This is a genomic window from Streptomyces sp. NPDC001941 (genome assembly GCF_040296945.1).
In the GTDB taxonomy this organism is placed as follows: domain Bacteria; phylum Actinomycetota; class Actinomycetes; order Streptomycetales; family Streptomycetaceae; genus Streptomyces.
In genome coordinates this window covers 74,602-96,068 of the sequence record NZ_JBEOYE010000032.1, presented here as the reverse complement: position 1 = coordinate 96,068, position 21,467 = coordinate 74,602, and the positions used below count along the sequence as shown (strand labels likewise).

The window sequence follows — 21,467 nt, the reverse complement described above, 5'->3', positions numbered from 1 at the left end:
CGCGCTCGCGCCAGCGGTCCCAGCCCCAGCCGCGCAGTTCGGCGCGCAGCGCCTTCAGCCCGCCCAGCGCCTCCTTGCGCGCGGCGGCGTCCAGCGGCCGGACCAGGGCGGCGACGGCCTGGGCGCGCCCGGCCCGCACGGCGTGCAGCAGTTCCTCCACGGCGGTGGTCGTCATCGGGCACCCCCGGCCGGGCGCGCGCCGCCGGCCGCCGCGGCCGTCGCCGGTGCGGGAGCGGGGGCCTGCGGGGCGTCCGCCCGGCGCGCGATGCGCACCGCCAGGGCGTGCTTGCAGGGGCCGCGGGTGCCCCGGTGGTCGGCCCACCAGCGGCAGGTGCAGCGCAGCGCGCCGCCCGACTCCCGCACCTGGTAGCGCCGTTCGCCCGAGGTGACCACCGCCAGGGTGCCGTCCAGGGCCACGGCGCCCCCGGCGACCAGGGCCCGGGCGGACACCAGGCGCGGGTTGTGGCGCTCGGCGCGCCCGGAGTCGTACGGCAGCTCCCGGTGGAAGTACGCCGCGTCCGCCACGTCGTACCCCACCCGCCCCGCCGTCCCCAGGCGCGTCAGCGCGGCCCGCACCCGGGACACGCTCAGCCCCGACTCGGCCGCCAGGTCCGCCGGGTCGATGCGCGGCTCCCAGGCCAGCAGTACGGAGACCAGCTCGGCGTCCCGCTCGGCCTCGTCGGTGGCCAGCGCCTCCAGCACCCCGCCCTCGCCGGAGAACCCCCGGGCCACGTCCGGGGAGAGCGTGAGCGTCAGCCGCATCCCCGGCAGCACCACCTCCCAGGCGCTCGCCACGGCCGCCCCGTCCGCCACCGGCCCGTACACCCGCAGCGAGGTCGCGAACCGCAGCACCCGCTGCAGCGCGGCCAGCCGGTCCGGGCCCGGCAGGCACACCGCGCCCGGCACCGGGCGCGAGGTGCGCCGCAGCGAGCGGCCAGCGGGCACCACCCACAGCTCGCCGCGGGCGCCGCCGCTCACCGAGCGGGGCAGCGCGCGCAGGAACCGCACGGCCTCGGCGGCGGGCAGCTCCGCCCGCAGGTCGAAGCCGGAGGAGACCACTTGGGCCTCGGCGAAACCGCGCAGCCACCGGTCGGGCAGCGGCACCCTCTTCTCGACGAGCCCGCCCTCCAGGGTGGTGACGGCCAGCTCCTCGGGACCCACCCGCAGGTGCAGCGGATCGTCGCCGGTCATCCGCGAAAGGGCCTCGCGCAGCGGGTTGTTGACGTCCACGTTGGTGGTGCCGTGGCCCGTCTCGGCCCCGTCCAGGCCCTCGCTGAGCACGTCCAGGCGCGCGTACACCCCGCCGCAGCCCGAGAACGACTCGAACCGCAGCCGGTCCCCGTTGCCCGTCACCACCGGGTCGAGCGAGGCCCGCTCGCGCGGCTGGTAGTAGCGGGTGGCGGCCACGTCGGCGACCGCGAGGAGCCCGCCCGCGGCTATCCGCGGGGAGGTCAGGAACCCGGCGAAGAACTGCGGGTGGGCCTCGGCGCCGCTGGGGGTCAGGCCCTGGGAGGTCTCCAGGCCGAGGAGCCGCCCGGCGGAGGAGGACTCCAGGGCGGAAGGGCGTGAGTAGGCCAGCGCCTGCATCGATCGCGTCATGCCAAGGACGGTAGGACCCGCCACTGACAATCGGCCGTCGGACGTACAACGCCCCAGGTCAGGTGCCCCGTAGGGGAGTTGGGGCGGAGGTGGCGGTGCCGGGTCCGGCGCGGCCCCGCCACCCCCGCGTCACTGGCCGACCCGCCCCGGCTGGAGCGTCCGGGTGAAGAGCACCTTCCCGCCCTCGGCGCGCAGCCGCACCGTCAGTTCGCCGCTGTCGCCGTCGATGTCGACCTCGCCGAAGAACTGCGGCGTCTCCATCGGCGAGACGTTCGCCCGCGTCGGCGCCTGGACGAACACCCGGTCCGGGCCGAACGTCCCGTCCAGCGCGCTCGCCGGGAACTGCCCCGCGTGCAGCGGACCCGTCACGAACTCCCAGAACGGCGCGAAGTCCTTGAACGCCGCACGCTCGGGCAGGTAGTGCTGCGCCGAGGTGTGGTGCACGTCCGCGGTCAGCCACAGGGTGCCGGTGATCCGCCGCCGCTTGACGTACCGCAGCAGCTCCGCGATCTGCAGTTCACGGCCCAGCGGGGCGCCCGGGTCGCCCTGGGCCACCGCCTCGAAGTCCGTCGCCCCGTCCGGGACGACCAGGCCCAGCGGCATGTCCGCCGCGATGACCTTCCACACCGCCCGCGAGCGAGCCAGCTCCCGCTTGAGCCACACCAGTTGCTCGGCGCCGAGGATGCCGGTGGTGTCGTCGGCCTGCCGGTCGGGGGAGTTGGCGTTGCGGAAGCTGCGCATGTCGAGCACGAACACGTCGAGCAGCGGGCCGTGGCGCACCACGCGGTGCACGCGTCCCTCGCGCCCGCGCGCGTGGAGCGTCGAGACCGGGAAGTACTCGCGGAACGCGCGCGACGAGCGGGCCGCGAGCACGTCGACGTCCTTCTCCGCGTACCGCGCGTCGTCCAGGATCTGGCCGGGGTACCAGTTGTTGCGGACCTCGTGGTCGTCCCACTGCACGATGGACGGCACCTGCGCGTTGAACGCGCGGACGTTGCGGTCGAGCAAGTTGTAGCGGAAGTTGCCCCGGAACTCGTCGAGCGTCTCGGCGACCTTGGACTTCTCCGGCGTCGTCAGGTTCCGCCAGACCCGGCCGTCCGGCAGCGTGACGGTCGGCTCGACCACCCCGTCCGCGTAGATGTTGTCGCCGCTGCACAGGAAGAAGTCCGGGTCCAGCCGGCGCATCTCCTCGTACGCGCGAAAGCCGCCGATGTCCTCGTTGATGCCCCAGCCCTGCCCGGCGACGTCGCCCGACCACAGGAACCGCACCCCGTCCCGGCGCCGCGCCGGAGCCGTGCGGAACGAGCCGCGCACCGGCCGGCCCGTGCGGCGCGGGTCGTGCGGATCGGCGAGCGTGACCCGGTAGTGGACCTGTTCGCCCGCCGGGAGGCCGCTGAGCGCGGTCACGCCGGTGAAGTCGGTGGCCGCGCCGACGAGCGGGCCGTACCAGGTGCGCGCCCGGCGGAACGACTCCGTCGCGGAGGTCTCCACGACCATCCGGGCCGGGCGGTCGGAGCGCACCCACACCAGCGCGGAGGACTGCGTCACATCGCCGACCTGCACGCCCCACCGGGCGTCGGGGCGCCCCGACAGGGCCAGCGCGGGGGCGGCGCCGGTGAGCGGCACGCCCATGGCGAGGGCGGCGGACGCCGCGGCGGAGCCGCGCAGCAGGGTGCGGCGGCCGGGGGAGAGCGGGCCGGGACGGTGCGACATGGGGGTGCCTCCGGGGCGGGGATCGGGTCGGGACCGGTGCGGCAGGAGCGCCCCCATGCCTAGGCGACGGGGACGGCGCCCACGCGAACCCGGCGTGAACAACGCGCGCGCACGCGTGGCCGAGGGCTACGGACCCGCCGCCCGTGCCAGTGCGCGCACCCCGCGGGCGATCTCCGCCGGCGTCAGGTGCGCGTACCCGATCACCAGGGGTACGGGACCCGCCCCGGGCGCGGTCCCGCTGCCGTAGTCCGACAGCGGGCGCAGGGCCACGCCCGCCTCCCCGGCCGCCGCGAGCAGGCGCGGCTGCGGGCCGTAGCGCGCGGGCACGCGCGCGATGACGTGCAGCCCGGCGGCGATGCCCGTCACCTCCGTGCCCGGCAGGCACTCCGCGAGCGCCGCCACCAGCGCGTCGCGGCGCTCGCGGTAGGCGCGCTGGCAGCGCCGCAGCTGCCGGTCGTACCCGCCGCGCTCCACGAAGTCCGTGAACAGCGCCTGGTCCAGGGCGGGATGGCCCAGGTCCATGGTCCGCTTGCGCTCCACCACCTCCGCGAGCAGCGCCCGCGGCACCAGCAGCCAACCCAGCCGCAGCCCCGGGGCCAGCGACTTGCTCACCGAGCCCGCGTAGGCCACCCGGTCGGGGTCGAGCCCCTGGAGGGCCCCCACGGGCGCCCGGTCGTAGCGGAAGTCCCCGTCGTAGTCGTCCTCGATCAGGTAGCCGTCCACGGACCGCGCCCATGAGAGCAGTCCGGCCCTGCGGTCGGCCGTGTAGGCGAGGCCGGAGGGGAACTGGTGCGAGGGCGTCGTCACCACCGCCCGCACCCCGGACGCCGCCAGCGGCCCCGGTGCCAGGCCCGCCCCGTCCAACGGCAGCCACCGGGTGCCGAGCCCCGACGCGGCGAACAGCGCCGGGTGCTCGGGGCTGCCCGGGTCCTCCACCCCCACCGCCGTGTGCCCCCGGGCCCGCAGCGCCGTCCCCAGCAGCGTCATGGCCTGCGCCACGCCCGAACACACCACCAGCGCCTCCGGATCGGCCACCACGCCCCGCCGCCGGGCCAGCAGCCCCGCCAGGGCCGCCCGCAGCTCCGGCAGGCCCCGCGGGTCCGGGTAGCCCAGCCCCGCGTGCGGCAGCCGGTCCAGCGCGGCCCGGTGCGCGGCGGCCCACGCGGCGCGCGGGAACAGCGACAGGTCGGGCACCCCGGGCCGGAAGTCCACCCGCACCCCGGCGCCGCGCGGGGCCAGGTCCCGCGCGACCGGAGCGGCGGCGCGGGCGGCCTCGCCCACCCAGGTGCCCGCGCCCCGGCCGCTGCGCAGGTAGCCCTCGGCGACCAGCTGTTCGTACGCCTCCGTCACCAGGCCCCGCGACACCCCCAGGTCGGCCGCGAGCTCCCGGCTCGACGGCAGCCGCGTCCCGGCCGCCAGCCGTCCCGAGCGCACCGCCTCGCGCAGCGCCGACTGGAGGGCGCGGCCACGCCCGCGCGCGGGCGCCGAGGCGGCGGGCAGCAGCAGTTCCCAGGCCGCGCTCCACGGCCCGCCGGGCGCGCCGTCCCCGCCGCCGCCCGCGCCTCCACCGTCCGTACGGCCGCGAGTGGTCCCCGATGGCGTCATGGAAGTGGACCTTAAACCGGGCCGCCGCCCTGCCTAGCGTCGGGCCCATGAACGCCAACTCCCTGCGCGGCACCCTCCTGGTGGTGCTCGCCTACGCCCTCGTCGGCGCGTCCTTCACCGCCAACAGCGTGCTCGGCTCCTATCCGTACGCGGGCGGCCAGGCGCTGCGCTACGGCCTCGCCTTCCTGCTGCTCCTGCCGCTGTTCCGGGGCGGCGGAGGGGCGCCGGTGCGGACGCTGTCCCCGCGCGCGTGGCTGCGCGTCGGGCTCCTGGCGGCCGTCGGGATGGTCGGCTTCAACCTGTCCGTGCTGGCCGCCGAGCGCACCGCCGAGCCCGCGGTGCCCGGTGTGTTCGTCGGCTGCGCGCCCGTCGTGGTCGCGGTGCTCGTCCCGCTGGCGGCCGGGCGCAGGCCGGCGCCCGCGGTGCTGTGCGGGGCGCTGCTGGTCGCGGCGGGGGCCTTCGCCGTGCAGGGCTGGGGGCGCACCGACCTGGCGGGCATGGTGTGGTCGGTGGGCGCGCTGCTGGGCGAGGTCGGCTTCACCGTGCTCGCCGTCCCCGTCCTGTCGGTGCTCGGCCCCCGGCTGCTCACGGCGGTGGTGTGCGCCGTGGGCGCCGCGCAGTCCGCGCTGCTCGGGCTCGTCGTGGACGGCGCGGGGTTCCTGCGGGTGCCCACGGGCGCCGAGGCGGCGGCGCTGCTGTGGCAGGCCGCCGTCGTCACCGTCGCCGGGTTCGTCCTGTACTACTCCGGGATGCGCCGCATCGGAGTGGAGCGGGCGACCCTGCTGTCGGGCATGATCCCGGTCGCCGCCGCGCTGACCGCGCCGCTGGTGGGGACCGGAGCCTACGGCGCCGCCCAGGCGGTCGGCAGCGCGCTCGTCGGGGCGGGCGCGGCGGTCGGCTCGGGCGCCCTCACGCGCGCGTGGCGCGGCGGGAAGGGCCGGTCAGCGGCTGCCGTCGAGGATCACGCGCGCGACGAGCGCGGGGTCGTCGTTCACGGGGACGTGCCCGCACATCCGCACACCGCGGCTTCAGCGGCTGGTGTCGAGGATCACCCTCGCCACGAGCGCGGGGTCGTCGTTCATCGGGACGTGCCCGCACCCGGGCAGGCGGACCAGCCGGGCGCCCGGCACGGTGTGCTTGGCGCGGACGCCCTGGCGGCGCAGCAGCAGCCGGTCGCGCTCGCCCCAGGCGACGGTCACCGGGATCCCCGTGACGTCGTCGCGGAAGAGCACGTCGCGCCCGGCGGCCAGGGTCTGGTGGAAGCCGGTCGCCTCCCGCAGGGCGAGGGTCTCGGCGACGACCGCCTCGGGTGAACGGCGGCCCGGGCGCGCGTAGATGCTGCTGGTGAGGGCGGCCCGTCCGGCCGCCGAACGGGACAGCCGCTCGATCACCGGCAGCGGCATGGCCAGCGCGGCCGACCGCATCGCGCGCAGCGTGCCGAAGGCGTAGCGGCGCTCGGCCTGCGACCAGAACCCGGCGGGGGACAGCGCGGTGACGGACCGTACGAGCTTCTCGCGGCCCATCTCCAGGGCGAGCAGCCCGCCCAGCGAGTTGCCCGCCACGTGCGGCCGTTCGACGCCCAGCGCCTCGCACAGCGCCCCCAGGACCGGGACGACCGAGGACAGGTCGTACGCCATCCCGTCGGGCAGCGCGGGGGAGGCCCCGAACCCCGGCAGGTCGACGGCGATCACGTCCCGCTCGGCGGCGAGCACGGGGATCACCGGCTGCCAGGCCTGCCAGTGGTGCCCGATGCCGTGCAGCAGGAGCAGCGGCTCCCCGGTGCCCGTCCGCTCGTACTCCACGGACACCGTGCGGCTGCCCTGCGGGGACTCGATCGTGAAGGAGACCTGTGCGGCCATGCTGCTGCTCCTGACGTGGACACCGGTGCGGGGCGGCCGTCGGACCCGGTCGGCCCGGACGTCTTAGACACCCTGTCAGCAACAATTACCGCTCGGTAGCCCCCAGTTCAAGAGGCCCTGTCCGAGGGCTTCCGTCCCGAGGCCCTGTCCGAGGGCTTCCGTCCCGAGGGCCTCCGCTCCGGGGGCTTCGTTCCGCGGCCGCCGTCCGGTGCGGCGCCGTGAAGGCCCGGGGGAAGCCCAGTGGACAGCCCACGCGCGCGTGGGCTGGGATGGGGGCGTGCCAGCCGACGACCGCGCGACCGACGTCTTCGAGGCCCACCGCGCCGTCCTGACGGGCGTGGCCTACCGGATGCTGGGGCGCGTCGCCGACGCCGAGGACGTGGTCCAGGAGGCGTGGCTGCGCTGGAGCGCCGACGACCGCTCGGACGTCCGTGAGCCGCGCGGCTTCCTGATCACGGCCACCACCCGGCTCGCCCTGGACCGGCTGCGACGGCTGAAGGCCCGCCGCGAGGCCTACGTGGGCCCCTGGCTGCCCGAGCCGCTGGTCACCGACTTCGGGCCCACGGTGCCCGACACCGCCGAGCGGGCCGTGCTCGCCGACTCGGTGTCCGTGGCCGTCCTGGTGGTGCTGGAGTCGCTGTCGCCGCTGGAGCGGGCGGTGTTCGTGCTGCGCGAGGCGTTCGGGCTGCCGTTCGCCGAGATCGCCGCTGCCCTGGACCGCTCCGAGCCCGCCGTGCGCCAGCTCGCCGGGCGGGCCCGGCGGCACGTCGGCGAGCGCAGGCCGCGCTACGACGTGGACCCCGCCGAGCGCCGCGACCTCACCGAGCGCTTCCTGGCGGCGGCCGCCGACGGTGACCTGCGGGGGCTGCTGGCGCTGCTCGCGCCGGACGCCCGGATCGTGGGCGACAGCGGCGGCAAGTCCAAGGCCCCGCGCCAGGTCATCGAGGGCGCCGACAAGGTCGGACGGTTCCTCGCGGGGGTGGCCCGGATGAACGAGGGCGCGTTCACCGTGCGGCTCGCCGAGGTCAACGGTGCGCCCGCGGTCGTGTTCCTCGCCGACGGAAGGCCGGACTCCGTCTTCCAGTTGGAGGCCAGGGACGGGCGCGTCCAGTGCGTGTACATCATGCGCAACCCCGACAAACTGCGCGGTGTCTGCATGGAGTGACCATTTCCGCTTCCGCCGGCCGGGCATGAGCGGATTCCGCTTCGTATTCGTCCAGGTCATGACGTGTGCCCGCACGCCGTGCGACGGATCGCGAACGTTGTGTGAACGATGTGCGCCCGGGGGGCACTTCACTGCGTAACGGACAGAGGATTGGTCTTGACCAAGGGGGTGTCCCGTCCTATGGTCGCAGAGTTAGTGCAGGAACCTTTAATAAACAAGGGCACGGAAAGCCGCCGGGGCAACGGCGATTGCGGAGGATTCAGGGTGGGGACCACGCAGCTCGAAACGGCACCGGAGCCGAAGTACTGGCACCTCAAGACCGTGATCAGCGAGGCGCTCGACTCGGACTTCGCGGTGGGGGAGATCCTGCCGAACGAACGCGAGCTCGCCGCGCGCTTCGGCGTCGCCAGGGCCACGCTCCGGCAGGCGCTGGAACAGCTCGAACTCGAAGGCCGGCTGCAGCGCCGCCGCGGCGTCGGCACGACCGTCGCCCCGCCACGCATGGGCGTGGACGTCTCCACCACCCAGCACCAGTGGCCGGGGGTCGGCGAGGACACCGCCTGGCAGGCCGTCGACGGCACTCGCGCGATCGCGCCCCCCGCCGTCTCCCGCCTGCTCGACGTCGAGGCCGACGAGCCCGTGCACGTGGTGCGCCGCCTGCGCCTGGGCCACGGCCAGCCCGTCGCCGCCGAGCTCCTCTACGTGCCCGCCTCCTCGGTGCCCGCCCTGTCGGCCATGGACGCGCCGTCCGGCCAGGCACGCGCGCGTGGCGTGCTGCGCGAGCTCCAGCGCCTCGCCCTGTGCGGCCAGGACCGCTCCGTCGAGCTCGGCTCCGCGCGCGCCGACGACGCCAAGGAGCTGGACCGCCTCCCCGGCGCGCCCGTCCTCGTCGTCACCACCCGCTACCTCACCGAGGGCGGCATCTCCGCGGTGTCGGTCGCGACCTACCGCGCGGACACCTGCCGCCTGACCTTCGGCGACTCAGGGGACCTCCAGATCGCGTCCTGACCCGGCGCCCTGCGGACACCGTACGGACGAAGGAGGCCGGACCCCTCAGGGGTCCGGCCTCCTTCGCGTGCGCGCGTGCGTCACCGCCGCGCGGTGACCGTCCCCTCCACCGCGAAGAGCTGCTCCTCCACGTGGTCCAGGGCGAGCCGCAGCGCGCCCGTGGCCACCGCCGAGTCACCCAGCAGCGACAGGGCCACCCGCGGCGGCCGCAGGCAGTAGCGGGCCAGCTCGTCGCGCAGCGGCTGCAGCACGCCGTCCAGGCCCGCCGCCCAGCCGCCCACCACCACCAGCTCCGGGTCGAGCGCGAGCACCAGCGCCGCCACGTCGTGCACCAGCCGCTGATTGAACCGCTCCACGGCCGCCTGCGCCCGTACGTCGCCCCGGCGGGCCAGCGCGAACACGTCCGCGACCGCCTGCTCGTCCAGCGGGTGCAGCGGCTCGTCCGTCGTCGACAGCAGGTGCTCCGGCGTGACGTCGCGGCCCAGCAGGTGCAGGGCGCCGATCTCGCCGGCCGCGCCGCCGAACCCCCGGTGCAGCCGTCCGCCGATCAGCGCGCCCGCGCCCGGGCTCAGCCCGGCCAGCACGAACACGACGTCGTCGGAGTCGGTCGCCGCGCCCTTCCAGTGCTCGGCCACCGCCGCCGCGTTGGCGTCGTTCTCCACCAGCACCGGGCAGCGGAAGGAGCGCCGCAGCCGCTCGCCCAGCGCGAGCCCCGTCCAGCCCGGCAGGGCCGTGCTCAGCCGTACGTTCCCCTCGGCCTCCACGATCCCCGGGGTGCCCACGCCGACCGCCCACAGGCTGCTGCGGGCCACCCCGGTGCGGCGCAGCACCTCCGCCACCACGCCCCGCACCCGCTCCAGGCGCTCGTCGGCGGACGCGGTCTCGGACACCTCGCGCGAACCGGCGCCGATGATGCGCCCGTCCAGGCCGGACAGCAGCGCCGAGACGCGGTGCGGGCCGATCTCTATGCCCAGCAGGTGCCCGGCCTCCGCCCGGAAGCGGAACCGCCGCGCCGGGCGCCCCTGGCGCCGGGTCTCGCCCTCCTCCGGCATCGACTCGACGACGAGGCCGGTCTCCATCAGGCCCTCGACGACGCCCTCGACCGTGGGCCGGGACAGACCCGTCACCCGGGTCAGGTCCGTGAGCGTGCGCGCGTCCGCGCCCCGCAGGGCATGGAGTACCACCGCGGAGTTGATCCGCCGCAACAGCGACGGATCCCCGCCGGTCAGCCGCCCCACCGTGTGTCCTCCCAGTTCGAGCGCGTGTCTGCCGGATCGTACTCAATGGCGAAGGTGCGCTGCGAGTGCCGCACGGGCCGTCCGGGGACCGCCGGGCCCCGGCCGGCGCCTGACGCACCGCCAATTGTCAGTGGGGGAAGCTTTACTGGGAGCCATGACCACCGCACAGCACGTCGCCGCGATCGAGCTGCACCGCACCCGTGCGTTTCCCGCACGGGAGGGCAGATCGGACATGGGGGACAGCGGCCCGGGCTACCACGTGGTCGAGCTGGACACGGGGGAGGACGAGTTCTGGGACGACGAGAGCTCGCGGTGGGAGGCGGTCCACGAGCAGTACGAAGCGGAACGGGAAGCGCTCGCGCTGGTCCTGGAGCGGCGGTGGGGGCCGCCGGACCTGGTCAGCCTCTACTCGACGCTCACCCGGAGCCTGGACGGCGAGGAGATACCCGAGCCGTGGGCGGTGCTGTGCTGCCACGTGGTGGACCTTCAGCTGTGGCGGGTGGAGGGGCGGTGGATAGCCGTCGGGGTCTCGCAGTGGGACAGGGAGCTGCCCTTCCGGCTCCTCGCCGTGATCACGGAGGTGGACCCGCCGTGACGCTCAGTCCGTCGCCCCGGCCGCCTCGCGCAGGCGCCCGTACTCCTGCGCCATCGTCCGCGCCGTCCAGTGGGCGTTCAGGCCGCTGGGATTCGGCAGCGCCCAGATCCGGGTGGAGCCGATGGTGCGCTCCTGGGGGCCGATCGCGGCCTTCTTCTCGCCGAACGCCGTCCGGTAGGCGGTCACGCCCACCACGGCGAGCCAGCGCGGCCGCAGCCGCTCCACCTTGGCCTTGAGCAGCCGCCCGCCCTCCACGTACTCCCGGGCGTCCAGCTCGTCGGCGCGCGCGGTGGCGCGGGCCACGACGTTGGTGATGCCCAGGCCGTACGCGAGGAGCTCGTCCTGCTCGTCGGGGCGCAGCAGGCGCGGGGTGAAGCCGGACAGGTGCAGCACCGGCCAGAAGCGGTTGCCGGGGCGGGCGAAGTGGTGGCCGGTGGCCGCCGACATCAGCCCCGGGTTGATGCCGCAGAACAGCACGGACAGGCCGTCCGCGACCACGTCGGGGAGCAGCGCGTCCCGCGCGGCCTCCAGCTCCTCGGGCGTGAAGCGCGGGGAGCGGGAGGCCGGCGCGGACGACCGCGTCGGGGTGCGGGGCACCGGGGTCAGAGGATCGCGCCCGGCGCGTAGCCCGCGGCCTCCGGGTGCTGCTTGGCGATCTCCTCGATGCGGGAGACCACCGACGCCACCTGGTCGGCCGCGGCGCCGGTGAACGACAGCTTGTCGGCCATCAGGGCGTCCAGCTGGGCCCGGTCCAGCGGGATGCGCTCGTCGGCGGCGAGCTTGTCCAGGAGCTCGTTGCGCTCGGCGCCCTGCTCGCGCATGGCCAGCGCGGACGCCACCGCGTTCTCCTTGATCGCCTCGTGCGCCACCTCGCGGCCCACCCCGGCGCGCACGGCGCCCATCAGGACCTTGGTGGTGGCCAGGAACGGCAGGTAGCGGTCCAGCTCGCGGGCGACGACGGCGGGGAACGCGCCGAACTCGTCGAGCACCGTCAGGAAGGTCTCCAGCAGGCCGTCGAACGCGAAGAACGCGTCCGGCAGCGCCACGCGCCGCACCACGGAGCAGGAGACGTCGCCCTCGTTCCACTGGTCGCCCGCCAGCTCGCCGGTCATCGACGCGTAGCCGCGCAGGATGACCATCAGGCCGTTGACGCGCTCGCAGGAGCGGGTGTTCATCTTGTGCGGCATCGCCGAGGAGCCGACCTGGCCCGGCTTGAAGCCCTCGGTGACCAGCTCGTGCCCGGCCATCAGGCGGATCGTCTTGGCCAGCGAGGACGGCGCGGCGGCCAGCTGCACCAGCGTGGTCACCACGTCGTAGTCCAGCGAGCGCGGGTAGACCTGGCCGACCGAGGTGAAGGCGTGCGCGAAGCCGAGGTGCCCGGCGATGCGCTGCTCCAGGTCGGCGAGCTTGGCCGCGTCGCCGCCGAGCAGGTCGAGCATGTCCTGGGCGGTGCCGACGGGGCCCTTGATGCCGCGCAGCGGGTAGCGCGAGAGCAGGTCCTCCAGGCGGGCGTGGGCGGCGAGCAGCTCGTCGGCGGCGGTCGCGAAGCGCTTGCCGAGGGTGGTCGCCTGGGCGGCGACGTTGTGCGAGCGGCCGGCCATGACCAGCTCCGCGTACTCGCCGGACAGCTTGCCCAGGCGCGCGAGCACGGCGACGGTGCGGTCGCGCATCAGCTCCAGGGAGAGCCGCACCTGGAGCTGTTCGACGTTCTCGGTGAGGTCGCGCGAGGTCATGCCCTTGTGGACGTGCTCGTGGCCGGCGAGGGCGTTGAACTCCTCGATGCGGGCCTTCACGTCGTGCCGGGTGACCTTCTCGCGCTCGGCGATCGAGGCCAGGTCGACCTGGTCGAGGACGCGCTCGTAGTCGCCGACGGCGGCGTCGGGGACCTCGATCCCGAGGTCCTTCTGGGCGCGCAGCACGGCCAGCCAGAGCTGCCGCTCCAGCTTCACCTTCTGCTCGGGGGACCACAGGACGGCGAGCTCCGCGGAGGCGTAGCGGCCGGCCAGGACGTTCGGGATGCGGGGCTTCGAGGCAGTCACGTGTCCAGATTCTACTGGCGGTTTCTGCAGGCCAGCGCCACGGCCCGGGTTGTGCGTTACTACGAACGGCCCAGTGGCCCCGGTGACCGCCTCGACGCGGGCCGTCGCGTCTGTCCGCACCCGTCCGCACCCGTCCGCTGTCCGCACCCGTCCGCGCGGCGCGCGAGCACCGCACGGCCGGGCCGTGCGGTGCTCAGCCCTCGAAGGGCAGCAGCTCCGCGCGCTTGGGAGGGCGGCCGTCGCCCGAGGAGCGGCCGGTCAGGCGGCGTCCGATCCACGGCGCCAGGTGCTGCCTGGCGAACTGGGCGTCGGCGATCCGGCGGGCGGTCCAGCCGGGCGGCAGCGAGGCGGGCAGCGGGGCGCGCCAGTCGTCCTCGGCGGGCAGGCCCAGGGTCTGCCACACGGCCTCCGCGACGCGGCGGTGGCCCTCGGCGGTCAGGTGGAGCCGGTCCACGTCCCACATGCGCTGGTCGGCCAGGGCGGGCGCGCCGTACAGGTCGACGACCAGGGCGCCGTGGCGGGCGGCGAGCTCGTCGACGTACGCGAAGAGCTCCTCCATGCGCGGCCGGAAGCGGTCCAGGACCGGGCCGTTGCGGCCGGGGCTGCGCATCAGCACCAGCTGCCCGCAGGACGGCGCGAGCTTCTCCACGGCCTCTTCGAGCAGGGCCCGCACCCGGCCCATGTCGCACTTGGGGCGCAGGGTGTCGTTGAGGCCGCCGACCAGCGTGACGACGTCGGCGCCCATCCCGGCGGCGACATCGACCTGCTCGGCGACGATCTGGCTGATGAGCTTGCCGCGCACGGCGAGGTTGGCGTAGCGGAACCCCGGTGTGGTGGCGGCGAGCCGGACCGCGAGCTGGTCGGCCCAGCCCCGGTAGGAGCCGTCGGGCAGCCGGTCCGACATGCCCTCGGTGAAGCTGTCGCCGACCGCGACGAGACTGGTGTACGTGGCATTGATCCCCATGGCGGCCCGATCGTATATCGCGCCCGCGCGCCCGCGCCCGCCGGGAGTGCGACCCGGGGCGGAGGGGTGGTCCGGTCGTGGGCCGGAGGGGGTTGTCCTGCGGACGCCTTCCGCAGTATGTCAAGGACATGTTCACCGCAGACTTCTGGAAAGCCACCGCCGAGCGGGCGGTCCGCACCTTCGCGCAGTCCCTCGCCGCCGTCCTCATGGCCGGTGCCACCAGCCTCTTCGACGTCGACTGGAAGGCCGCCCTCGCGACGGCCGGACTGGCCGCGCTGCTCGCCGTGCTGATGGCGGTCGGCACCTCCGGGGTGGGGCGCAGGGGGCCCGGCATCACCGAGACCACCGACCGCCCCACGGGCTCCTGAGACGCCGGGGCGCCGGGGGCGGCATCCGCCCCCGGCGCCCCGGGCCCCGTTCACCAGTGGTCCGCCGGCGTCACGCCGCCGGGCGCCCCACCAGTTCCCGCAGGACGTCCTCCATCGTGACCAGACCGGCCAGCTTGCCGTCCTCGTCGAGCACCGCCGCGAAGTGCGTACGGCTGCGGCGCATCGCGGTGAGCACGTCGTCCAGCGGCGTGGTCGCCTTGATCCGGGCGATCGGCCGCATGTCGGAGACCGGGATCGGCAGGTCCCGCGGCGAGGCGTCCAGGGCGTCCTTGACGTGCAGGTAGCCCAGGATCCGGCGGCCGGTGTCGACCACGGGGAAGCGCGAGTAGCCGGACTGCGCCGCGAGGCGCTCCAGCTCCTCCGGGGTGGTGCCCACCCGGGCGTACACCACGTGCTCCACGGACTTCACGACGTCGCGCACCGGGCGGCGGCCCAGCTCCAGGGCGTCGTGCAGCCGCTCGGCCGCGCGGTCGTCGAGCAGGCCCGCGTCACCGGCGTCGGTGACCATCCGGGCGAGCTCGTCGTCCGAGAAGGTCGCCGCGACCTCGTCCTTCGCCTCCACCTTCAGCAGCCGCAGCAGGAAGTTGGCGAACGCGTTGATCGCGAAGATCACCGGGCGCAGCGCCCGGGCGACGGCCACCAGCGGCGGGCCGAGCAGCAGCGCGGCCCGCTTGGGCTCGGCCAGCGCGATGTTCTTCGGCACCATCTCGCCCAGCAGCATGTGCAGGTACGTGGCCACGGCCAGCGCGATCACGAACGAGATCGGGTGCACCAGCGCGTGCGGCACGCCCACCATGTCGAACACCGGCTCCAGCAGGTGCGCGATGGCCGGCTCGGCCACGATGCCGAGCACCAGGGTGCACAGCGTGATGCCGAGCTGGGCGGCGGCGAGCAGCGCCGAGACGTGCTCCAGGCCCCACAGGACGCTGCGCGCCCGGCGGTCGCCGCGCTCCGCCTCCGGCTCGATCTGGCTGCGGCGCACCGAGATCAGGGCGAACTCGGCGCCGACGAAGAAGGCGTTCACCACCAGGGTGAGGAAACCGATCAGCAGCTGTACGGCGATCATCGGCCGGCCTCCTCGGCGTCACCGGAGTGCGCGGCGGCGGGTTCCGGCGCGTGCATCAGGACCCGGGCCGCGCGGCGCCCGGAGGCGTCCACCACGTCCAGGCGCCAGCCGGCGACCTCCACGCTGTCGCCCGCGTCCGGGATGCGTCCCAGTTCGGTGGCGACCAGGCCGGCCAGCGTCTCGTACGGACCGTCCGGCACGCGCAGGCCGATGGCCTCCAGCTGGTCGGTGCGGGCCGCGCCGTCGGCGGACCACAGGGCGCGCCCCTCGGGGTCCTCGCCCGCGGGGGCCAGGTCCGCGGTCTCGTGCGGGTCGTGCTCGTCGCGGACCTCGCCCACGACCTCCTCGACGATGTCCTCCAGGGTGACCACGCCCGCGGTGCCGCCGTACTCGTCGATGACGACGGCCATGGTGCGCTTGCCGGACAGCTGGTCGAGCAGCCGGTCCACGGTCAGCGACTCGGGGACGAGCAGCGGCTCGCGCAGCAGGTCCGAGACGCGCTTGCGGCGGCGCTCGGCGGCCGGGACGGCCAGCACGTCCTTGATGTGCACGGTGCCGACGACGGTGTCCAGGCTGCCCCGGTAGACGGGGAAGCGGGACAGGCCGGTGGCGCGGGTGGCGTTGGCGACGTCCTCGGCGGTGGCCTGCGCCTCCAGCGCGGTGACCTGGACGCGGGGCGTCATCACGTTCTCCGCGGTGAGCTCGGCCAGGTTGAGGGTGCGGACGAACAGCTCGGCCGTGTCGGCCTCCAGCGCGCCCTCCTTGGCCGAGTGGCGGGCCAGGGCGACCAGCTCCTGCGGGCTGCGCGCGGAGGCGAGCTCCTCGGTGGGCTCCATGCCCATCCGGCGCAGGATGCGGTTCGCGGTGTTGTTCAGGTGGCTGATCAGCGGCTTGAAGGCGGCCGTGAACCAGCGCTGCGGGGTGGCGACCACCTTGGCGACGGCCAGCGGCGAGGAGATCGCCCAGTTCTTGGGGACGAGCTCGCCGACGACCATCAGCACGACGGTCGACAGGGCGGTGCCCAGGACCAGCGCGACCGAGGAGGCGACGGAGGGGGAGAGGCCGACGGCCTCGACCGGGCCGCGGATCAGCTTGGCGATCGACGGCTCGGAGAGCATGCCGACCACCAGGTTGGTCACGGTGATGCCGAGCTGGGCGCCGGAGAGCTGGAAGGTCAGGGACCGTACGGCCTTCAGGGCGCCGGAGGCCCCGCGCTCGCCCCGCTCCACGGCCCGTTCGAGCTCGCCGCGCTGGATGGTGGTGAGGGAGAACTCGGCCGCGACGAACACGCCGCAGGCCAGGGAGAGCAGCAGCGCCACGACGAGCAGGAGCACTTCGGTCATCGGTTCACCTCCGTCCGCCGAGAGGACGGCCGACGGAAACCATGATCGGCCAGACGGCCGGGGATCGCGCGGGGACGGATGAGGAAGCGGCTACTGGGAGGCTCGCCCATGGGCGGACGCTCACACCTTTCGTACGGGGGTCGGGGGCCACGGAAGCGTGGCTCGACACCATTGTAGAGGTCAAGGTAAAGGGACGGCAAAGGGCTTCTTCGTGCGGCCCCTCGCCCCCTCAGTGTCCCGCCCCGTGCCCCTGCGCGGCGGGAGCCAGCGGCTTCACCCAGCGCCGCCACTCCTCCTGCGGCGCGTACCCGGCCGCCGCCCACGCATGCCGTGCCAGCTCGTTGCGGACCAGGACCATGGCGTCCGCCCGCCGCGCGCCCGCCGCCACGAACCGGTCCTCGGCCGCGCCGAGCAGCGCGGTCGCCACCCCGGTGCGGCGCGCCCGCTCCAGCACGGCCAGCCGGTAGAGCGAGGCCCGCCAGCCGTCCCAGCCCGCGATCAGGGTCCCCACCAGGACCCCGTCGCGCTCGGCGAGCAGCAGCGCCTCGGGGTCGCGCTCGACGAGCCGGGCCACCCCCGCGCGGTCGTCGGAGACGCTGGTGCCCTCGGCGGAGGTCCGCCAGAAGTCGAGGACGGCGTCGAGGTCGGCGGGGGAGGCGTGGCGCACGCGCAGTTCGGTCATGGCGGGATCCCATCACCGCCCCACCCGCCCCGTCGACGGGTTTCCACCTCCCGGACGCCCCGCGGATGCTCCGGAGCTCACTCGTGCGCGATCGCGGCCAGTACGTTCATCCGCGAGGCGCGCAGCGCCGGGAGCAGGGCCGCCGCCAGGCCCACCACCACCGACCCGGCCACCACCGCGAGCACCGTGCCCCACGGCACCGCGAGGGCCCGCATCCCCTGGAGCGCCAGCACCCGCTGCACCGCCACGCCCCACACCAGGCCGAGCGCGAGCCCGAGCAGCGCGCCGAAGACGGCGATGACCACCGACTCCAGCCGGATCATCCGGCGCAGCTGGGCCCGCGACAGGCCGATGGCGCGCAGCAGGCCGATCTCCCGGGTGCGCTCGACCACCGACAGGGCCAGGGTGTTGACCACGCCGAGCACGGCGATGACGATCGCCAGGCCGAGCAGCGCGTACACCAGGTAGAGCAGGACCGCGACCTGCCGGCGGACCAGCTCCTTGTAGTCGGCCCGGTCGCGCACCTGGACCTGGGGGTACGGCGTGAGGGCCGCCTCCAGCGAGGCGCGCAGGACCCCGGGGTCCACGCCCGGCGCCGCGTCCACGAGCACCACCGCGTCCTGTCCGCCCGGCAGGTACGCCTCGACCGTGCCGAGCCCCATGAAGACCCCGCCGGGCGCCCCGGGCGACTCCGCCTGCTCCAGGTCGGTCAGCGCGCCGACCCGCAGCCGCGCCGTGCGGCCGCCGGGGAACTCCACCGGCAGCACCGTCCCGGTCCGCACCCCGTGCTCGGCGGCGAAGTCCCCGGCCATGCCCAGCGCGCCCGGCGCCAGCGCGGCCCGGGTGCCGCCGCTCGCGTACGAGAGGTGGGCGACCCGGTCGAGACCGGGGTCGTACCCGGCGGCGCCGGTGCGCACCCGCGTGCCGTCCGGCAGCCGCAGCTCCAGCGGCGCGAACCGCTGGCGCACCAACGTGCCCACGCCCGCGGTCGCCCGGACGCGGTCGGTCACCTCCCGGGGGAAGGGCTGGAAACCGGCGTTCTGCACGGTGAAGTCGGCGCCCAGGGTGCGGTCGATCTGCTCGTCGAGCGACCTGGTCATCGAGGCGCTGGCCACCGAGAGGCCCGCCACCAGGGCGATGCCGACCATCAGCGCCGACGCGGTGGCGCCGGTGCGCCGGGGGTTGCGCAGGGCGTTGCGCTGGCTGAGCCGGCCCACCGGCCCGTACAGCCGCGGGAAGGCCCCGCCGAGGACCCGGATCACCGGGCGGACGAGCAGCGGCCCGGCGACCACCGTGGCGACCAGGGTGAGGACCACGCCCAGGCCGAGCAGCGAGGACGCGGTCGCGGTGCGGGTGGCCGCCGCGCACCCGGCCAGGGCCGCCGCCCCGGCCGCCGCGACGAGCCCGCCGGCCACGGCCCGTACGCGCAACGGCCGCCCGGTGCCGCCCACTTCGGCGTCGGCGAGCGCGGCCATCGGGGAGACCCGGGACGCGCGCCGCGCCGGCAGGTAGGCGGCGACGATGGTGACGCCGACGCCGACGGCGTACGCGGCGAGCGGGGTGACCGGGCCGAACACCATCTCCGCGGTGCTCAGGTTCATGCCCAGCAGGCCCATCAGCGCGATCAGCCCGGCGGCGAGCCCGACGCCGGCGCCGAGCCCGACGGTCGAGCTGACCAGCCCGAGCAGCAGCGCCTCGGTCAGCACCGAGCGGCGCACCTGGCGGCGGTCGGCGCCCAGCGCCCGCAGCAGGCCCAGTTCCCGGGTGCGCTGGGCGATCAGCATGGAGAAGGTGTTGACGATGAGGAACACGCCCACGAGGACGGCGACCCCGGCGAACCCCAGCATCAGATACTTCACGACGTCGAGGAACGAACCCAGCTGCTCCGTCGCCGACTTGGCCGCCTCGGCGGCCGTGCGCAGCGTGTAGCCGTCGCCCAGGACCCGGGCCACCCGCGCCTTGAGCACGTCGTCGGACACGCCCGGCGCCGCGTCGAGGGCGACCGCCGTCGCCGCGTCCGCCCTGCCGAGCAGCCGCGCCTGCGCGGTCGGGGTGTCCAGGAACAGCAGCGCGGCACCGGGGTTGGTGGTGGTGAAGGTGGCGATGCCGACGACCTCCACGCGGAACGAGCCGGGCGGCGCCACCACGGTCAGCCGGTCGCCGACGCCCAGCTTCCGGGTGCGCGCGGTGTCGGCGTCGAGCAGCGCCTGCCCGGCTCCCTGCGGCGCGTGCCCGCTGGTCAGCCGTACCGGACTGCGGTCGGTGACGCGCCAGTTGGTGGCGATGGTGGGGGCACCGGTGGTGGAGCCCACCGGCTTGTCGTGGGCGTCGACCACGGTGACGTTCTGGGTGCTGACGACCACGCGCGCCCCGGCGACCCCGGCCACCGCGCGCAGCCGCCCGGCGAGCGCGGCCGGCACGGTCCGTACGACACCGGTGGGCAGCGACTCCGCAAGGCCCTCCTTCGGCGAGAGCGTCACATCGGCGGACGTCGAGGCGAACAGCCGGTCGAAGGTACGGGCCACCGTGTCGGAGAAGATCAGGCTGCCCGCGACGAACGCCACGGACAGGACCACCGCGAGGGCGGACAGCAACAGCCTTCCCTTGTACTCGAGGAAGCCGCGCAGCGTCGCCTTCAGCACGCCCGCCGCCCCCTCAGCCCTCGCCGCCCGGCCCCGGCCCGCGTCCCGTACCCGGCCCGGGCTCCGCCGTCCCCGGCCCGCGCCCGGCCTCCGGCGCGCTTCCCGGGCCGCCCGGGAAGCGGCGCATCCGCTCCAGGACCGCCTCCGCCGTCGGCTCCCGCATCACGTCCACGACCCGCCCGTCCGCGAGGAACACCACCAGGTCCGCGTGGCCCGCCGCGCCCGGGTCGTGCGTCACCATCACCACCGTCTGCCCCAGCTGGTCCACCGCCTGGCGCAGGAACGACAGGACCTCGCCGCCCGCGCGCGAGTCCAGGTTGCCGGTCGGCTCGTCGGCGAAGATCAGCTCGGGGCGGGAGGCGAGCGCCCGGGCGCAGGCCACGCGCTGCTGCTGGCCGCCGGAGAGCTGGGCGGGGCGGTGACCGAGGCGGTCGCGCAGGCCGAGCGTGTCGACGACCCGGTCGACCCAGGCGCGGTCGGGGGCGCGGCCCGCGATGTCCATGGGGAGCGTGATGTTCTCGGCGGCGGTCAGCGTCGGCAGCAGGTTGAACGACTGGAACATGAAGCCGACCCGGTCACGCCGCAGCCGGGTCAGCTCCCGGTCCCTCAGGCCGGTGATCTCGGTGTCGCCGAGCCAGACCTGGCCGGCCGAGACGGTGTCCAGCCCGGCGAGGCAGTGCATCAGCGTGGACTTGCCCGACCCGGAGGGGCCCATCACGGCGGTGAACCTGCCCCGGGCGATGTCGACGTCGACGGAGTCCAGGGCGAGCACGGTCGTCTCGCCGGAGCCGTACGCCTTGGTGAGGGCGCGGGCCCGCGCGGCGAGGGGGCCCGCGCCGTGCCCGTTCGTGGTGCCAGTGGGGGACAAGGCGGCCTCCCGGGTCGTGGTCGTCCCGATTCCCGTACGGCTTCCCGAGGTTAGGCCGGGCGGGCGCGATGCGGTATCCGTCGCGCGGAGGGTGTGCGCGGAGGGTGTGTGCGGAGGTGTGGGAGGACGCGCCGGAAGCGTCGCCTCCACGGCGACTCACGATTACCGTCCGTCCCATGGCTGACATACGCATCACCCGTACCGCACGATTCAGGACCGCCCTCGTCGGCGTCGCCGCGCTCGGCGTCCTCGGGATCGGCGCACTGGCCGCCAACGGCGCCGAGGCCCCGCGCGAGGAGCCCGTGGGCGTCGTCGAGCCCACCCCGCAGCCCTCCGTCGGTACGTCCGGCCAGGTGTCCGGCGGCACCGACGGCGGCACCGACACCGGTGGCGCCGACAGCGGCGGCAGCGTCGGCGGCTCCGGGGGCACCGACGGCGGACAGGTCACCGGCGGCACCTCCGGCGGGTCGCCCTGGCCGTCGACCCCGCCCGAGGAGGACCTCGGCAAGAAGATCGACGAGCTGAACAAGAAGGTCGACCAGCTCAACGGCAAGGTCGACAAGCTGCCCACCAAGAAGGAACTCGCCGACGCGCTCCGGGCGTTCGCCGACCAGCTGGAGAAGTAGCCCCCGGCGGATCCCCCCGCCGCGCCCCCGGGGCCCTGGCGCCCCACGGCGATTCCCGGCCCTGTC

The 21,467-nt window shown here is 75.3% G+C and carries 18 protein-coding genes and 1 pseudogene; 6 read left to right on the top strand and 13 right to left on the bottom strand.

Translation table 11 applies throughout. The features are described 5' to 3' along the window. Positions 1 to 171: 171 nt before the first annotated feature. From ABT160_RS22255 to pdxR, 3 genes are all read right to left on the bottom strand, one after another. The gene (locus tag ABT160_RS22255) at positions 172 to 1,599 is read right to left on the bottom strand and encodes an SWIM zinc finger family protein (protein ID WP_351649459.1); all 1,428 of its coding nucleotides are present in this window, start codon (positions 1,597 to 1,599) and stop codon (positions 172 to 174) included. Positions 1,600 to 1,728: 129 nt separating this feature from the next. Next, the gene (locus tag ABT160_RS22250) at positions 1,729 to 3,312 is read right to left on the bottom strand and encodes an alkaline phosphatase D family protein (protein WP_351649458.1); all 1,584 of its coding nucleotides are present in this window, start codon (positions 3,310 to 3,312) and stop codon (positions 1,729 to 1,731) included. A gap of 126 nt (positions 3,313 to 3,438) precedes the next feature. Then, positions 3,439 to 4,917, bottom strand: coding sequence for a MocR-like pyridoxine biosynthesis transcription factor PdxR (gene pdxR / locus ABT160_RS22245; protein WP_351649457.1), 1,479 nt, complete (start codon positions 4,915 to 4,917; stop codon positions 3,439 to 3,441). Here pdxR and ABT160_RS22240 point away from each other — a divergent pair. Further along, positions 4,908 to 5,369, top strand: a pseudogene (locus ABT160_RS22240) (EamA family transporter); the annotation flags it as partial. The gene pdxR and the pseudogene ABT160_RS22240 overlap by 10 nt on opposite strands. A 576-nt stretch (positions 5,370 to 5,945) precedes the next feature. Here the strand turns inward: ABT160_RS22240 and ABT160_RS22235 are convergent. Then, positions 5,946 to 6,776 carry an alpha/beta fold hydrolase gene (locus tag ABT160_RS22235; RefSeq protein ID WP_351649456.1) on the bottom strand — a complete coding sequence of 277 codons (831 nt, stop codon included), beginning with the start codon at positions 6,774 to 6,776 and terminating at the stop codon, positions 5,946 to 5,948. Positions 6,777 to 7,053: 277 nt separating this feature from the next. Between ABT160_RS22235 and sigJ the strand changes: the two genes are divergently transcribed. Both sigJ and ABT160_RS22225 read left to right on the top strand, forming a co-directional pair. Continuing rightward, on the top strand, positions 7,054 to 7,941 hold the full coding sequence (sigJ, locus tag ABT160_RS22230; RefSeq protein ID WP_351649455.1) for an RNA polymerase sigma factor SigJ: 888 nt from the start codon (positions 7,054 to 7,056) through the stop codon (positions 7,939 to 7,941). Between the two features lie 264 nt (positions 7,942 to 8,205). Further along, positions 8,206 to 8,949 (top strand): GntR family transcriptional regulator, encoded by a 744-nt coding sequence (locus ABT160_RS22225; protein ID WP_351649454.1) that lies wholly within the window; start codon positions 8,206 to 8,208, stop codon positions 8,947 to 8,949. A gap of 80 nt (positions 8,950 to 9,029) precedes the next feature. On the opposite strand, the gene ABT160_RS22220 is transcribed toward ABT160_RS22225, so the two are convergent. After that, positions 9,030 to 10,187, bottom strand: coding sequence for an ROK family transcriptional regulator (locus tag ABT160_RS22220; protein ID WP_351649453.1), 1,158 nt, complete (start codon positions 10,185 to 10,187; stop codon positions 9,030 to 9,032). Between the two features lie 154 nt (positions 10,188 to 10,341). On the opposite strand from ABT160_RS22220, the gene ABT160_RS22215 reads away from it, so the two are divergent. After that, complete coding sequence (locus ABT160_RS22215) at positions 10,342 to 10,782, top strand: hypothetical protein (RefSeq protein WP_351649452.1); 441 nt, start codon at positions 10,342 to 10,344, stop codon at positions 10,780 to 10,782. A 3-nt stretch (positions 10,783 to 10,785) separates the two neighbouring features. Here the strand turns inward: ABT160_RS22215 and mug are convergent, their stop codons facing one another. The 3 genes from mug to ABT160_RS22200 all read right to left on the bottom strand — a co-directional run bounded on the left by mug (position 10,786) and on the right by ABT160_RS22200 (position 13,785). Beyond that, complete coding sequence (gene mug, locus ABT160_RS22210; RefSeq protein WP_351649451.1) at positions 10,786 to 11,379, bottom strand: G/U mismatch-specific DNA glycosylase; 594 nt, start codon at positions 11,377 to 11,379, stop codon at positions 10,786 to 10,788. Between the two features lie 5 nt (positions 11,380 to 11,384). Next, a complete protein-coding gene (purB, locus tag ABT160_RS22205) occupies positions 11,385 to 12,821 on the bottom strand; it encodes an adenylosuccinate lyase (protein WP_351649450.1) in 1,437 nt (478 codons plus the stop codon). A 193-nt stretch (positions 12,822 to 13,014) separates the two neighbouring features. Continuing rightward, positions 13,015 to 13,785: an SGNH/GDSL hydrolase family protein gene (locus tag ABT160_RS22200; RefSeq protein ID WP_351649449.1), complete on the bottom strand. Its 771-nt coding sequence runs from the start codon at positions 13,783 to 13,785 to the stop codon at positions 13,015 to 13,017. Positions 13,786 to 13,913: 128 nt separating this feature from the next. On the opposite strand from ABT160_RS22200, the gene ABT160_RS22195 reads away from it, so the two are divergent. Next, on the top strand, positions 13,914 to 14,153 hold the full coding sequence (locus tag ABT160_RS22195; RefSeq protein WP_351649448.1) for a holin: 240 nt from the start codon (positions 13,914 to 13,916) through the stop codon (positions 14,151 to 14,153). 70 nt (positions 14,154 to 14,223) lie between these two features. On the opposite strand, the gene ABT160_RS22190 is transcribed toward ABT160_RS22195, so the two are convergent. The 5 genes from ABT160_RS22190 to ABT160_RS22170 form a co-directional block, all read right to left on the bottom strand. Further along, positions 14,224 to 15,240 carry a hemolysin family protein gene (locus tag ABT160_RS22190; protein WP_351649447.1) on the bottom strand — a complete coding sequence of 339 codons (1,017 nt, stop codon included), beginning with the start codon at positions 15,238 to 15,240 and terminating at the stop codon, positions 14,224 to 14,226. Further along, the gene (locus tag ABT160_RS22185; RefSeq protein WP_351649446.1) at positions 15,237 to 16,583 is read right to left on the bottom strand and encodes a hemolysin family protein; all 1,347 of its coding nucleotides are present in this window, start codon (positions 16,581 to 16,583) and stop codon (positions 15,237 to 15,239) included. The genes ABT160_RS22190 and ABT160_RS22185 overlap by 4 nt, the downstream gene beginning before the upstream one ends. A 229-nt stretch (positions 16,584 to 16,812) precedes the next feature. Beyond that, positions 16,813 to 17,265, bottom strand: a complete 453-nt coding sequence (locus ABT160_RS22180) for a GNAT family N-acetyltransferase (protein WP_351649445.1) — start codon at positions 17,263 to 17,265, stop codon at positions 16,813 to 16,815. Positions 17,266 to 17,342: 77 nt separating this feature from the next. Further along, positions 17,343 to 19,907, bottom strand: a complete 2,565-nt coding sequence (locus tag ABT160_RS22175) for an ABC transporter permease (RefSeq protein WP_351649444.1) — start codon at positions 19,905 to 19,907, stop codon at positions 17,343 to 17,345. 13 nt (positions 19,908 to 19,920) lie between these two features. Then, positions 19,921 to 20,775 (bottom strand): ABC transporter ATP-binding protein, encoded by an 855-nt coding sequence (locus ABT160_RS22170; RefSeq protein ID WP_351649443.1) that lies wholly within the window; start codon positions 20,773 to 20,775, stop codon positions 19,921 to 19,923. A gap of 176 nt (positions 20,776 to 20,951) precedes the next feature. Between ABT160_RS22170 and ABT160_RS22165 the strand changes: the two genes are divergently transcribed. Beyond that, positions 20,952 to 21,401, top strand: coding sequence for a hypothetical protein (locus ABT160_RS22165; protein ID WP_351649442.1), 450 nt, complete (start codon positions 20,952 to 20,954; stop codon positions 21,399 to 21,401). Positions 21,402 to 21,467: the final 66 nt, after the last annotated feature.

What these genes read in the sequence shown, in the direction of transcription:
- ABT160_RS22255 (WP_351649459.1), bottom strand. Translation starts at nt 1,599, where the DNA reads ATGACGCGATCGATGCAGGCGCTGGCCTACTCACGCCCTTCCGCCCTG.
- ABT160_RS22250 (WP_351649458.1), bottom strand. Translation starts at nt 3,312, where the DNA reads ATGTCGCACCGTCCCGGCCCGCTCTCCCCCGGCCGCCGCACCCTGCTG.
- pdxR (WP_351649457.1), bottom strand. Translation starts at nt 4,917, where the DNA reads ATGACGCCATCGGGGACCACTCGCGGCCGTACGGACGGTGGAGGCGCG.
- ABT160_RS22235 (WP_351649456.1), bottom strand. Translation starts at nt 6,776, where the DNA reads ATGGCCGCACAGGTCTCCTTCACGATCGAGTCCCCGCAGGGCAGCCGC.
- ABT160_RS22215 (WP_351649452.1), top strand. Translation starts at nt 10,342, where the DNA reads ATGACCACCGCACAGCACGTCGCCGCGATCGAGCTGCACCGCACCCGT.
- ABT160_RS22200 (WP_351649449.1), bottom strand. Translation starts at nt 13,785, where the DNA reads ATGGGGATCAATGCCACGTACACCAGTCTCGTCGCGGTCGGCGACAGC.
- ABT160_RS22195 (WP_351649448.1), top strand. Translation starts at nt 13,914, where the DNA reads ATGTTCACCGCAGACTTCTGGAAAGCCACCGCCGAGCGGGCGGTCCGC.
- ABT160_RS22190 (WP_351649447.1), bottom strand. Translation starts at nt 15,240, where the DNA reads ATGATCGCCGTACAGCTGCTGATCGGTTTCCTCACCCTGGTGGTGAAC.
- ABT160_RS22185 (WP_351649446.1), bottom strand. Translation starts at nt 16,583, where the DNA reads ATGACCGAAGTGCTCCTGCTCGTCGTGGCGCTGCTGCTCTCCCTGGCC.
- ABT160_RS22180 (WP_351649445.1), bottom strand. Translation starts at nt 17,265, where the DNA reads ATGACCGAACTGCGCGTGCGCCACGCCTCCCCCGCCGACCTCGACGCC.
- ABT160_RS22165 (WP_351649442.1), top strand. Translation starts at nt 20,952, where the DNA reads ATGGCTGACATACGCATCACCCGTACCGCACGATTCAGGACCGCCCTC.